This is a genomic window from Brevibacillus sp. M2.1A, from assembly GCF_013284355.2.
Classification (GTDB): Bacteria; Bacillota; Bacilli; order Brevibacillales; family Brevibacillaceae; genus Brevibacillus.
This window is the reverse complement of sequence record NZ_JABSUY020000001.1, coordinates 4,225,093-4,238,826: the sequence shown is the minus strand read 5'-3', so window position 1 is coordinate 4,238,826 and position 13,734 is coordinate 4,225,093. Positions and strand designations below refer to the sequence as shown.

At 48.4% G+C, this 13,734-nt stretch carries 11 protein-coding genes; all 11 read left to right on the top strand.

The window, feature by feature from the left end:
* The first annotated feature begins 28 nt into the window (after positions 1-28).
* The gene (locus tag HP567_RS20220) at positions 29-1,774 is read left to right on the top strand and encodes a proline--tRNA ligase (protein ID WP_173608376.1); all 1,746 of its coding nucleotides are present in this window, start codon (positions 29-31) and stop codon (positions 1,772-1,774) included.
* Between the two features lie 116 nt (positions 1,775-1,890).
* A complete protein-coding gene (locus HP567_RS20215) occupies positions 1,891-6,195 on the top strand; it encodes a PolC-type DNA polymerase III (protein WP_173607991.1) in 4,305 nt (1,434 codons plus the stop codon).
* Between the two features lie 167 nt (positions 6,196-6,362).
* Positions 6,363-6,821 (top strand): ribosome maturation factor RimP, encoded by a 459-nt coding sequence (rimP, locus tag HP567_RS20210; RefSeq protein WP_173607990.1) that lies wholly within the window; start codon positions 6,363-6,365, stop codon positions 6,819-6,821.
* A gap of 53 nt (positions 6,822-6,874) precedes the next feature.
* Positions 6,875-7,966: a transcription termination factor NusA gene (gene nusA / locus HP567_RS20205; RefSeq protein WP_048033423.1), complete on the top strand. Its 1,092-nt coding sequence runs from the start codon at positions 6,875-6,877 to the stop codon at positions 7,964-7,966.
* A 2-nt stretch (positions 7,967-7,968) separates the two neighbouring features.
* Positions 7,969-8,259 (top strand): RNase P modulator RnpM, encoded by a 291-nt coding sequence (rnpM, locus tag HP567_RS20200; RefSeq protein WP_015891714.1) that lies wholly within the window; start codon positions 7,969-7,971, stop codon positions 8,257-8,259.
* On the top strand, positions 8,256-8,555 hold the full coding sequence (locus HP567_RS20195) for a YlxQ family RNA-binding protein (protein WP_016743350.1): 300 nt from the start codon (positions 8,256-8,258) through the stop codon (positions 8,553-8,555). Before rnpM ends, HP567_RS20195 begins: the two co-directional genes overlap by 4 nt.
* 21 nt (positions 8,556-8,576) lie before the next feature.
* Positions 8,577-11,156 carry a translation initiation factor IF-2 gene (infB, locus tag HP567_RS20190; RefSeq protein ID WP_173607989.1) on the top strand — a complete coding sequence of 860 codons (2,580 nt, stop codon included), beginning with the start codon at positions 8,577-8,579 and terminating at the stop codon, positions 11,154-11,156.
* The gene (locus HP567_RS20185) at positions 11,156-11,437 is read left to right on the top strand and encodes a DUF503 domain-containing protein (RefSeq protein WP_016743352.1); all 282 of its coding nucleotides are present in this window, start codon (positions 11,156-11,158) and stop codon (positions 11,435-11,437) included. The genes infB and HP567_RS20185 overlap by 1 nt, the downstream gene beginning before the upstream one ends.
* 26 nt (positions 11,438-11,463) lie before the next feature.
* Positions 11,464-11,829, top strand: coding sequence for a 30S ribosome-binding factor RbfA (gene rbfA / locus HP567_RS20180; protein ID WP_007719226.1), 366 nt, complete (start codon positions 11,464-11,466; stop codon positions 11,827-11,829).
* Positions 11,819-12,814 (top strand): DHH family phosphoesterase, encoded by a 996-nt coding sequence (locus tag HP567_RS20175; protein ID WP_173607988.1) that lies wholly within the window; start codon positions 11,819-11,821, stop codon positions 12,812-12,814. The genes rbfA and HP567_RS20175 overlap by 11 nt, the downstream gene beginning before the upstream one ends.
* Positions 12,807-13,733, top strand: coding sequence for a tRNA pseudouridine(55) synthase TruB (gene truB, locus HP567_RS20170; RefSeq protein ID WP_173607987.1), 927 nt, complete (start codon positions 12,807-12,809; stop codon positions 13,731-13,733). Before HP567_RS20175 ends, truB begins: the two co-directional genes overlap by 8 nt.
* Position 13,734 lies beyond the last annotated feature (1 nt).

Here is a 13,734-nt window from a genome sequence, read left to right as displayed (position 1 = left end):
GATAAGGCATAAGGAGGACACGCACGTGTTGAAGCAAAGTCAAATGTTGATCCCTACCCTGCGGGAAGTGCCATCCGACGCGGAGATTGCCAGCCACAAGCTGCTGCTCCGCGCAGGTATGGCCCGCCAACTGGCTTCCGGTATTTATACGTACCTGCCCCTGGCGCTCCGTTCCCTGCACAAAATCCAAGCAATTGTGCGTGAAGAAATGAACAATGCTGGGGGACAAGAGCTGTTGATGCCAGCGATGCAACCAGCTGAGCTGTGGCATCAAACGGGTCGCTGGGATGTATACGGTCCCGAGCTCGTTCGCCTGCGTGATCGTCATGATCGTCCTTTTGCCTTGGGTCCAACCCACGAAGAAGTCATTACGAGTCTCGTGCGTGATGAGATTAACTCTTACAAAAAACTCCCGATCAACCTTTATCAAATTCAAACCAAGTTCCGTGATGAAGTGCGTCCACGCTTCGGTTTGATTCGTTGCCGCGAGTTTATTATGAAGGATGCTTACTCTTTTGATACGTCACAAGAAGGTCTGGATCGCAACTTCCAGGCAATGTACGATGCATACACGAACATCTTTACCCGAGTAGGCTTGAACTTCCGTGCAGTAGAAGCGGATGCAGGTGCAATCGGCGGAAAAGGGACTTACGAATTCATGGCGTTGTGCGACATTGGGGAAGACACGATTGCTTATTCTGAAGAAGGTGATTATGCGGCCAACTTGGAAAAGGCAGAAGTCGTGTACAAGCCATCTCCGAAGCCAGCAACAGAAGCGCCAGCTCGCGAAAAATTGCATACGCCTGGCACTAAAACGATCGACCAATTGGTACAAGCACTGCAAATCGAAGCAAAGCAAATCATCAAGAGCCTCATATATCGCGTAGACGACAAGCTGGTTATGGTGCTAGTCCGCGGTGATCATGAGATCAATGAAGTGAAGCTGAAAAACTTGTATGATGCAGCGATCGTAGGTTTGGCTTCTGAAGCGGATATCGTTTCGGTAACAGGAGCGCCTGCGGGATTTGTTGGCCCAGTGGGTATTGATCCTGAAAAAGTGGAAATCATCGCGGACAATTTTGTTCAAGATGTTTATGATGGTGTCGTCGGTGCCAATGAAACAGACTATCATCTGACTCACGTAGTTGCTGGCCGTGATTTCACGGTTTCCCAGTACGCTGACTTGCGCAACATTACAGAAGGCGACGAGTGCCCTCGTACAGGTGGTGTCATCAAGTTTGCACGTGGTGTAGAAGTTGGTCACGTATTCAAGCTGGGTACGAAATACTCCATAGCGATGGGTGCTACCTACCTGGATGAGAACGGTCGCAGTCAACCGATGATCATGGGCTGCTACGGAATCGGGGTATCCCGTACAATTGCGGCAGTGATCGAGCAGAACAATGATGAAAATGGTATCATTTGGCCAGTATCTGTTGCACCTTTCCATGTGCATGTGATTCCGGTCAATGTTAAAGTAGAAGAGCAACGTCAAACTAGTGAACAAATTACAGAAGCACTGCGCAAAGCTGGCGTCGAGGTTTTGTTTGACGATCGTCCCGAGCGTGCTGGTGTGAAGTTTAAAGACGCTGATTTGATCGGATTGCCTCTGCGTATTACGGTTTCTGATAAAGCGGCACAAGAAGGAACAGTTGAAGTGCGTATCCGTAAAAACGGCGAAACACATGATGTGAAGCTGGATCAATTGGTCGATGAAGTGAAAGGTCTCCTATCTCGAATTGACCAAACCGGAGCTGCGCTGTTCGGTAACTAGTTGCATGCAGGAATAAGAAGGATTTTGTCGAATTTTTACGGGGTACTCCCCTAGATTAAAGGGGAGTGCCTCTTTTTCTTGTTTGAACGCTCACTTATGGGGAAGGTGGGAAAACCGTGGACCGTTTACAAGAGCAAAAACATCGCTTCTCCCTATTGGTCAAGCAAATGGAAGTTCCTGACGAATGGGTGGAGCGATTTTTTCTAGATGCGCAGATTGAAAAGCTAGAGCTGTATAAGCAAAACAAAGAATGGGTTTTTCACTTTGCCCTCCCGAGAATGATACCTGCAGATGTTTATGCTGCTTTTACCAAGCGATTGACGCATACATTTTCACATCTAGCCAAAGTAGATACCCGATTTCGCTATCACCAAAAGCCGTCTCTTGATCACGTAGTCGAAGAGTATTGGGATGTCTTGCTAGCTGGGCTGGAGCCAACATTGAACTCCTTGGCCGTTACGATGCGTCAAGCACGTAAGCAAGTCGACCAACAGGAAGTCAAGGTGTACTTGCCAACGGAGATGTCTGTTGAGGTTGCCAAGCGAAAACGAGCGGATAATGAACTTTTGGCTGCTTTCCAGAAAGCAACTGATTGTTCAATGCGCTTTTCTTTCCATGGGGAAGAAAGCGATGACGCGTATAAGGCCTTTGAGGAGCAACGTAAAGAAGAAGAGCGTGCTCTCGTCGAAGTTGTGATGACGGCTGTTCAACAAGAAAGCAAATCGTCTGATAAAGCCGAGGCTGTCACTACGCTTATGATGGGTTATGAAATCAAAGATGCGCCGATCCCGATTTGCGAGATTCAAGATGAGGAACGGCGTATCGTCATCCAAGGAACCGTATTTAACGTAGAAGTAAAAGAGCTTCGCAGTGGACGTCATTTGCTCACATTCAATATTTCTGACTATACGGATTCTCTCACGGTGAAGATGTTCTCCCGCGATAAAGAAGACGTGAAAATGCTTGAATTGCTGAAAGACGGCATGTGGGTGAAAGTGCGGGGAAGTGTTCAGCATGACACATTTGTACGCGATCTCGTTATGAATGCCAATGATTTGAACCAGATTGAGCAGGTCATTCGCAAAGATCAAGCAGAAGAAAAACGTGTCGAGCTCCATTGTCATACGCCGATGAGTGCGCTGGATGCCGTTGCATCTGTAAAATCACTGATCTCGACCGCAGCAAAGTGGGGTCATAAAGCCATTGCTGTCACTGACCATGGTGTCGTACAGGCATTTCCAGAGGCGTATTCCATCGCCAAAAAGAACAACATCAAATGCATTCTCGGTATGGAAGCGTACGTAGTCGAGGATGGTATCGATATTGTTTATAACCTGCAAGCAGACAATAATATTTCCATAGATGAAAATACCGAGTACGTCGTGTTTGATACGGAGACAACGGGTTTAAACGCGTCTGAGCATACCATCATCGAGATCGCTGCTGTCAAAATGAAAGGCTCGGAAATTGTCGACCAATGGACGGAACTGATTGACCCGCAATTGGAAATTGGGCCAAAGACAACTGAGATTACGGGGATTACCAACGAAATGCTCCGCGGGCAAGAGACACTCGATGTGGTTCTTCGCAAGTTCAAGGATTTTACTGGTGACGCCATCCTGGTTGCACATAATGCAGAGTTTGACAAAGCGTTTATTAATGCCTGCGCCAAACGGATCGGCATGGAGCCATGGACCAATCCATTTTTAGATACGCTGCCTTTGGCTCGGTTGATGTACAAAGGAATGCGCAATTATCGTTTGGGATCATTAGCGAAAAAGTTCAACGTCGAGCTCATCAATGCCCACCGTGCGTTGGACGATACCGTAGCCTTGGCTCACGTGTTCCAGCAAATGTTGAAGGACATAAAAGAAGCGGAAATCAAATCGCTTGCTGAATTGAATGAAAAAAGCAACGAAGAGGCGGATTACAAGAGTGGACGTCCATTCCATGCGACGATTCTCGTGCAAAATAAAGAGGGACTCAAAAACCTGTACAAGCTTGTAAGTCGTTCCCATGTGGAAACATTCTTCCGTTGGCCCCGGATTCAGCGAAGCCAGCTGACCAAATACCGCGAAGGCTTGTTAATTGGTACGGCGTGCAAAGACGGAGAGCTCATGCAATCGATTCTCCGCGGTAAGTCACCTGAAGAGTTGAAGGAAGTTGCTGCTTTTTACGACTTTTTGGAATTACAGCCGATCGCTCATTACTCACCACTGTTGCGTAATGAAGAAATTCCTTCGCTGGAGACGATGAAAGGCTACCATGAAAAGATCGTCGAAATGGGAAAAGAGCTCGGTAAGCTGGTCGTAGCTACAGGGGATGTGCACTTCCTGAATCCCCAGGATGAGATCTTCCGCGATGTTTTCTTGCTGTCAAAAGGTGATCCAACCGCAGGCAACCAGCCGCCGCTTTACTTCCATACAACGGATGAGATGCTGGAGGCGTTCTCCTTTTTGGGAGAGGAGACCGCAAAAGAAATTGTCGTGACGAACACTAATGCCATCGCAGACATGATTGAGGATATTAGTCCGATTCCAGACAAGCTGTACACGCCGATCATTGAAGGGGCCGATGATGAGCTGCGTCAAATGTGTTATGACAAAGCAAGGTCGTTGTATGGTGACCCATTGCCTGAACTGGTCGAGCATCGCTTGGAAAAAGAATTGAACAGTATCATCAAACACGGCTTCGGTGTGATTTATTTGATTTCGCAGCGTTTGGTAACGAAATCATTGAATGATGGTTATCTGGTAGGCTCACGTGGATCTGTAGGCTCGTCTTTTGTTGCGACGATGTCTGAGATTACCGAGGTAAACCCATTGCCTCCTCATTATCGCTGCCCAAATTGCAAGCACAGCGAGTTTATTACTGATGGTTCAATCGCCTCTGGGTTTGACTTGGAGGATAAAGCATGTACAGAATGTGGAACCATGTATGCCAAGGATGGACAGGACATCCCGTTCGAGACGTTCCTCGGCTTTAAAGGAGATAAGGTACCCGATATTGACTTGAACTTCTCTGGTGATTATCAGCCGCGTGCACACAAGTACACACAAGAACTGTTCGGAGCAGACTACGTATATCGTGCAGGAACGATTGGTACTGTTGCGGAAAAAACAGCGTATGGATATGTGCGCAAGTATGCCGATGAACGAGGCATGACGTTGCGCAATGCCGAGATATCCCGGATCGTGAACGGCTGCACAGGTGTAAAAAGGACGACAGGGCAGCATCCGGGCGGTATTATCGTAGTTCCTGACTACATGGAAATTGAGGACTTTTGTCCGATTCAGTTCCCGGCTGATGATAATGAGTCAGAATGGCGCACAACCCATTTTGACTTCCACTCCATTCATGACAACCTGCTAAAACTCGATATTCTGGGACACGACGATCCGACCGTCATTCGTATGCTTCAAGACTTGACGGGAATGGACCCGAAGACGATTCCACTGGATGATAAAAAGACAATGTCCATCTTCAGTTCGACGGAAGCCCTGGGGGTAACACCCGAGCAAATCGGTACGAATATGGGGACATTGGGCATTCCAGAGTTCGGAACCAAATTCGTTCGTCAGATGCTGGAAGACACCAAACCGACTACGTTTGCCGAGCTTGTTCAGATTTCTGGACTTTCTCACGGTACGGACGTTTGGTTGAACAACGCGCAGGACTTGATCCGCAATGGTACTTGCAAACTGCCAGACGTAATTGGTTGTCGTGACGATATCATGGTGTATTTGATCTATAAAGGGCTAGAGCCTTCGCGTGCCTTTAAGATCATGGAGTCTGTGCGTAAAGGTAAAGGGGTTCCTGAGGACGATCAGGAAGAAATGCGCAACAACAATGTGCCAGAATGGTATATTCAGTCGTGCCAGCGAATCAAGTACATGTTCCCGAAGGCGCACGCGACTGCCTACGTCATGATGGCCGTGCGGATTGCCTACTTCAAGGTTCATCGCCCACTGGAGTTTTACGCGACGTATTTTACTGTTCGCGCAGATGACTTTGATATTCCGCTGATGGTCAAAGGCTCAGCGGCGATCAAGCAAAAGATTGAAGAGATCGAGGGCAAGGGACACGATGCGCAGCCAAAAGAAAAGGCATTGCTGACTGTCTTGGAGATGGCTTTGGAAATGGTTGAACGCGGCTTCCGTTTTGCCAACGTTGATTTGTACAAATCGGACGCTACTCGCTTCTTGATCGAGGGTGATTCTCTCATCGCTCCATTCAACGCCCTGCCTGGTTTAGGGACGAATGCAGCGATCAGCATCGTACAAGCGAGAGAGCAAGGGGAGTTTTTGTCCAAGGAAGACCTCCTGTCCCGCTCCCGTATCTCCAAGACCATTTTGGAGTTCTTGGACGAGCAAGGTGCGTTGAAAGGATTGCCAGAATCCAACCAGCTATCCTTGTTCTAAGGCGTGCAGTCAAGGCTCACAGTCATCCAAAGGTTGTCAGCAGAGGGCTGTTATGCTATAATTTTTTTGGAAATACTGGTTTTATACGCATGGCTGATCGAGAGTGGGGAAACCCACTCTTTCTTTCTGGCTACACCTCATGGTTCAAATGAGAAGGAGGTACTTGCTTGAGCAAGGTAACAGGCATCGTCACTGAACTCGTCACGCCCATTGCTGAAGAATTGGGCCTGGAGCTAGTTGACATCGAGTACAAAAAGGAAGGCAGCAACTGGTTTCTGCGCGTGTTTATCGACAATGAAACTGGCAACATTGATATTGATGACTGCCGCCTTGTCAGCGAGAAGCTGAGCGAAAAACTAGACGAAGTAGATCCCATCCCTACAGCATACTTTTTAGAAGTATCTTCGCCGGGTGCTGAGCGCCCATTACGCAAGGATAAGGATTTCACGAAAGCTGTCGGCAGAAATGTGCATATCACAACAAAAGAGCCAATAGAAGGTGCAACCACGTTCGAAGGCGAACTGGTATCCTATGAGGATGGCAAGCTGACAGTAAAAGAAGCAAAGAAAACGTATGTAATTTCCCAAGAGCAAATTGACACGGCTAGAATGGCAATTATTTTTTAGTTGTCGCGGCCTGTGTTAGCCTGTGGTAAGTAAAGGAGGAGGCAACGAAAGTCATGAACGGCGATTTTATCGAGGCTTTAGAAGCCATTGAGAGAGAGAAAGGCATCACCAAAGACGTACTGATTGAGGCCATCGAAGCGGCTCTTATCTCTGGATACAAACGTAACTTCAACTCGGCCCAAAATGTGCGGGTGGATGTAAATCGTCATTCAGGTATGGTGCGTGTGTTTGCGCGGAAGAACGTAGTGGAAGAGGTATTGGATCCGCGCCTTGAGATCTCTCAAGAAGCAGCACAAGAAATCGATCCTAACTTCCGTCTGGAGGACATCGTCGAAATCGAGGTAACGCCTCGTGATTTCGGTCGAATTGCTGCTCAGACAGCGAAGCAAGTGGTTACGCAGCGCATTCGCGAAGCGGAGCGCGGTTTGATCTACAGCGAGTTTATTGAACGTGAAGACGATATCGTAACAGGCGTTGTTCAGCGTATGGACGCTCGCAATTATTACATTGATCTGGGTAAGGCGGAAGCCGTTATGCCGATCACCGAAAAAATGCCATCCGAAGATTTTAAATCACAAGATCGCGTGAAGGCATACATCATCAAAGTAGAGAAAACCACTAAAGGACCGCAAATCGTCGTTTCCCGTACTCATCCGGGGCTTTTGAAGCGCCTCTTCGAACTAGAAGTGCCAGAAATATATGACGGTGTGGTTGAAATCAAGTCTGTTGCGCGAGAAGCCGGTGATCGCTCGAAGATCGCTGTGCATTCCATCAACGCAGATGTTGATCCAGTAGGAGCTTGTGTCGGTCCAAAGGGCATGCGTGTCCAAACGATCGTTACAGAGCTGAAAGGCGAAAAGATCGACATTGTTCGTTGGTCTGAAGATCCTGCCGAGTACGTAGCCAATGCACTCAGCCCTGCAAAAGTGCTGCATGTTGAGGTTAACGTAGCGGAGAAGGTTACTCGTGTGATCGTTCCCGATTATCAATTGTCTCTGGCGATTGGTAAGCGTGGCCAAAACGCGCGCCTGGCAGCCAAGCTGACTGGCTGGAAGATCGATATCAAGAGCGAGTCCCAAGCCGACCAAGAAGGCATCGCTTATCCAAAAGAAGTAGAGAGCGATGAAGGGACGGACAACGAATAATCATGAAGCAAAAAAAGATCCCGTTGCGTAAGTGCATTGTTTGCCAAGGAATGTTTCCGAAAAAGGAATTAATCCGCGTCGTCCGGACGCCAGAAGAAGAGATCGTCATTGATCTTACTGGAAGGGCGGCGGGACGCGGTACCTATGTGTGTCGGCAGGAAAGCTGTCTGAAGCCGGATGCGTTCGCATCGGGGAAATGGAAAAAAGTGCTGGAACGTGCCCTCAATATGTCCATCTCCCAAGAAAAGTATGATGCTTTCCGTGAGAAATGGCTGGAGATGGTGGGAAAATGACCCCAAAAGCAGCACAATTACTCGGATTGGCGATGCGTGCGAGAAAGATCGTAACTGGGGAGGAATTGGTCATTACCGCTGTTCGTAATGGGCAGGCCCGCCTGGTATTGCTCGCATCAGATGCATCAGACAATACCGCCAAGAAAGTAAAGGATAAATGTTCCTATTACGGTGTCTCATGTGTAACCACTGGCGACCGACATTCATTGGGACACGCAATCGGAAAAGATGGGCGCGTTACCGTGGCGGTAACCGATGGGAAATTGGCCGAAAGCATTCAGCGTCTGCTCACCTAACTAAGAAAGGGTGAAGTATATTTGAAGACACGTGTGTATGAGTATGCCAAACAGCACAACATGAGCAGCAAGGAAATCCTCAATTTGCTAAAACGATTGAATATAGAAGTAGCAAATCATATGAGTATCATGGAAGAAGGGACGATCAAAAGGATCGAGGATCACATGGCAAAATTGCGTTCTGGTGCCAAACCGGAGACGCGGAGCACACCTAGTGATGCAAGACCCAAACAAACGGACGATCAACGACGCCCCAACGACTCCAGAGGACAACAGATCAAACCCCAGCAGCAAGCGGGGCAAGTTCAACCGGTTAGAAATGAAAAACCAAATAGCGATCGCGGAGCAAAGAACACAAGCACGAATCGTCCAGGAAATAGCAGTGCAAGTGGCAATCTCGATCAGCATAGTCCTCAGCATGGAAAAAATCAGGGGAAGAATCAGGAGAGAAAACCAAACAATATGAGAAGTCAACCCGCAAAGCCGTCTGACCGTAAGCCGCAGAATCAACAACGACCACAAAACCAACAGCGTCCTCAAAATCAGCAACGACCACAAAACCAGCAACGACCACAAAACCAACAACGTCCTGCAAACCAACCTGCAGCGAATCAAACGGAGGGTCGTACAGGGGAAGAGTTTGAGGATAAAGTAAAACTTCCTTCCAATGTTGGTATGGAAAAGCGTGAGAAAATCAAAAAAGCTCCTCAAACCCAAAAGACTTTTGAAGATAACAAGAAGAATCAACCATTCCGCGGTGGAAACAACCGTAACAACCAAAACAACCGCCGTGGAGGAAATAACAACCGTGGTGGTGGTGGACAAAAGCCGCAACGTCCTGTGATTGAACCACCTACAAAGATCACGTTTACAGAGTCTTTGACTGTAAATGAGTTGGCAGTGAAACTGCGTAAGGAACCAGCCGAAGTAATCAAAAAGCTGTTCGGCTTGGGTATCATGGCGACGATCAACCAGTACCTCGATCGTGAAGCTATCGAACTGATTTGCGCGGACTACAACGTAGAAGTCGAAGAAAAAATCATCATTGATGAAACGAACTTCGAAACGTTGGAAGACGTAGATGCACCAGAAAGTCTCATGGAGCGACCGCCAGTTGTTACCATCATGGGTCACGTTGACCACGGGAAAACAACGTTGCTGGACGCGATCCGCTCTACAAACGTAGTAGCGGGAGAAGCGGGAGGAATTACACAGCATATCGGTGCGTACCAAGTTGAGATCAAAGGAAAGAAAATTACTTTCCTCGATACACCAGGTCACGCGGCGTTCACAACGATGCGTGCACGCGGTGCGCAAATCACAGATATCACCATTCTGGTGGTTGCAGCAGATGACGGTGTCATGCCGCAAACCGTTGAGGCGATCAGCCATGCGAAAGCGGCAAATGTGCCAATCATCGTTGCTGTCAACAAGGTTGACAAACCAGAAGCAAATATTGACCGTATCAAGCAAGAGTTGACCGAGTATGAATTGGTTGCCGAAGAGTGGGGCGGCGATACGATCTTCTCCCCATTGTCCGCTAAACAGCGTACAGGTATCGAGGAATTGCTCGAGTACATCTTGCTCGTATCCGAAGTACAAGAACTGAAAGCCAACCCAGACAAACTTGCGCGCGGTACCGTTGTCGAAGCTGAGCTCGACAAGGGACGTGGTCCTGTTGCAACTATCTTGGTTCAACAAGGTACTCTCCGTGTAGGTGATCCTATCGTTGTCGGTTCCGCTTTTGGACGTGTGCGTGCGATGGTGAATGACAAAGGACGCCGTCTGAAAGAAGCAGGTCCATCTACGCCAGTAGAAATTACGGGTCTGAATGATGTTCCACAAGCAGGCGATCAGTTCCGTGTCTTTGAAGACGAGAAGAAAGCCCGCGCGATCGGGGAAGCACGTGCTTCCAAGCAACGTGAATCCGAGCGTCGTGAAAGCTCCCGCGTTTCTTTGGATGATTTGTTCCAACACATCCAAGAAGGCGATATCAAGGAACTGAACCTGATTGTAAAAGCAGACGTACACGGTTCTGTGGAAGCACTGCGCGGTTCTTTGGAGAAAATCGATGTCAACGGAACTCGTGTGAAGATCATTCATACAGGTGTTGGTGCGATTACAGAATCCGATGTTACACTGGCAAATGCTTCGAATGCCATTATCATTGGTTTCAACGTTCGTCCTGAACCAAATGCGCGCAGCATGGCTGAACAAGAGAAGATCGACATTCGCCTACACCGTGTGATCTATACTGTAATCGAAGAGATCGAGTCTGCTCTCAAAGGTATGCTTGATCCAGTCTTCAAAGAAAACATTATCGGCCAAGCTGAGATTCGTGAAGTGTTCAAAGTATCCAAAGTCGGAAACATTGCAGGTTGCTATGTGACTGAAGGTAAATTGAGCCGCGATGCTGGTGCGCGTTTGATCCGCGAAGGCATTGTGATTTATGAAGGTAAGCTCGATACCCTCAAACGCTTCAAAGATGATGCGAAAGACGTTGCTGCTGGCTATGAGTGCGGTCTGACTTTGGAACGCTTCAATGACCTCAAAATCGGCGACGTCATCGAAGCATTCGTCATGGTTGAAGTGAAACAATAATGATAGCAGGTGTGCAGATCGAACTGTTTCTGCCCGCTAGCCAAAACCTGAAAGAAAAACGGGCCATCGTCAAAAGTCTGATCGGCAAGCTGCGGAGCCGATTTCATGTCTCCGCGGCAGAAGTGGCTTATCTCGAGCAATGGCAGCGTACCGTGTTGGGTATCGCTGCCGTTGCTAATGAGATTTCTTTTTTACAACAAGAAATGCAGGCTGTCATTCGATTCGTGGAAAACCATCCAGAGGTAGAGTTGATTCGCGTGGATACGGAATACTACGACTAAAGAGCAGCCAGCGGAGGTGAAAATCGATGAATAAAACACGAATCAGCCGCGTAGGCGAAGAAATCAAAAAAGAGTTGAGCCTCGTATTGCAGCGTGGACTCAAAGATCCTCGTGTCGGTTTCGTAACGGTAACAGATGTAGAGGTAAGCAGTGACCTGCAATTGGCAAAGGTTTTTGTCAGCATTTTTGGCAGTGAGGAAGAGCGTAAAGCTTCTCTTGCAGGTTTGACAAAAGCAAAAGGTTATTTGCGTACGGAGATCGGGAAACGCGTAAAGCTGCGTCACATTCCTGATTTTGTATTCAAGCTGGACGAGTCCATTGACTACGGCAGCAAAATTGAATCAATCCTGCGGGAAATCTCCACAGAGGGAGAGAAACAGGATGAATCCTAATCAAATGGCAGTACAGGAAGCGGTGCGTTTTATGCAGGAGCACGACCGCTTCCTGGTTCTTTCCCATGTAAGCCCTGACGGAGATGCTACAGGATCTGCTTTGGGAGTCGTGCTCATGCTAGAGCAATTGGGAAAAGAGTATGTGGTTGTAAACGAAGGGGAAACACCGATCAAGTTTAACTTCTTGCCGCGGTTTGACCGTCTTTATAACCTGCGCAAACAACCACTGAACGAGACGTTCGGGGCCGTAATCGCTGTAGACTGCGCGGATGAGTCGCGGATGGGCGATGTACGGTCTTTATTTGCTTCTGGCGCTGCTTTGCTGAATATCGATCATCACCCGACCAACGATCATTTTGGAACGGTAAATCTGGTTCGACCGGATGCAGCCGCAACAGCAGAAATTTTGTTTGATGTTGCAGAAGCAGCAGGGGTTTCTTTCAACGAAGAGCTTGCGCTGTCTATCTATACCGGCCTTCTGACGGATACTGGCGGTTTCCGTTATTCCAATACATCACCACGCGTCATGGAGATCGCAGCTCGATTGCTCGGATATGGTGTGAAGCCAGGAGACGTAGCAGAGCGGTGTCTGGAAGAAATCACATTTGCCCATGTGAAAGTACTGCGACGCGCTCTCCAAACGTTGCAACTGACCCATCAAAATTTGGTTGCCTCCATCACTGTTGCAGCCGCAGATTTTGCCGAAGTGGGTGCAGAGCGGGAAGATGCTGGTGGATTGGTGAATTACTGCCGTAACATTGAAGGAGTCGAGGTCGGCGTTTCTTTTGTGGAAGCGGAACCGGGAGTGGTAAAGGTGAGCATGCGCGCTCGCGATCGGGTTGACGTAGCTGTCATTGCGAAGCAGCTCGGTGGCGGTGGACACGCAAAAGCAGCAGGATGCACGATCAAAGGACCACTTTCAGAAGTACAGCAAAAAGTTTGGACTGTGCTGGACGATGCAGTAGGAGTGAAATTCGATGAGTAACGTGAACGGCGTGCTGGTTATCGACAAGCCAGCTGGTATGACATCCCATGATTGTGTAGCACGTATTCGTCGATTGTATGGAACGAAAAAAGTGGGGCATACGGGTACACTTGATCCAGATGTGACGGGTGTACTCCCCATTTGTGTGGGACACGCAACGAGGCTAGTTGAATATTTGCAAGAGCTGCCTAAGCGCTATGATGTAGTCATGCGACTCGGCTCAACTACCACGACGGAAGATGCTTCTGGAGAAGTGGTGGAGCATGACATAGTAGATGCAGCATCGATTACGACGGAGCGTATTCAAGCGCTGTTCGCATCCTTCTTGGGTGAAATGGAGCAGATACCTCCGATGTTCTCTGCGGTTAAGGTAAACGGCAAGCGGCTGTACGACCTGGCTCGTGAAGGCACGGTAATTGAACGGCAGGCACGGAAAGTGACGCTCTATGAGCTGACACTTCATAAGATTAGCGTAGATGGGGACACTGTCGATGTTGCATTCACGTGCACGTGCTCCAAAGGCACATACATGCGCACCTTATGTGTTGACCTCGGACGCGCTCTGGGTTATCCTGCCCATATGAAGCTGTTGCGGCGAATAAAAAGCGGCCCGTTCCAGGAGCAAGAGGCAATCCCGCTCCAGCAAATTGAGGAACAGGCAGCAAGCGGGGAAGACATTTCCCACTACTTGGTCTCCATCCCTCAGGCAATCTCGTTCTTACCATCGTTTCAGGTCAAGCCAGAACGGATCAAAGCAGTACGTAATGGACTTGCGACTGCGCTTCCGGGCGTCACTGCGGAGGAAGGAAGTTTGATTTGCTTGTTTGCGGGGGAAGAATTACTTGGCATTCATCGCATATGCCGTGGAGACAAAGGACTTTTCGCCAAGCCAGAAAAAGTCTTTCCAGCCGAGGTGTAAT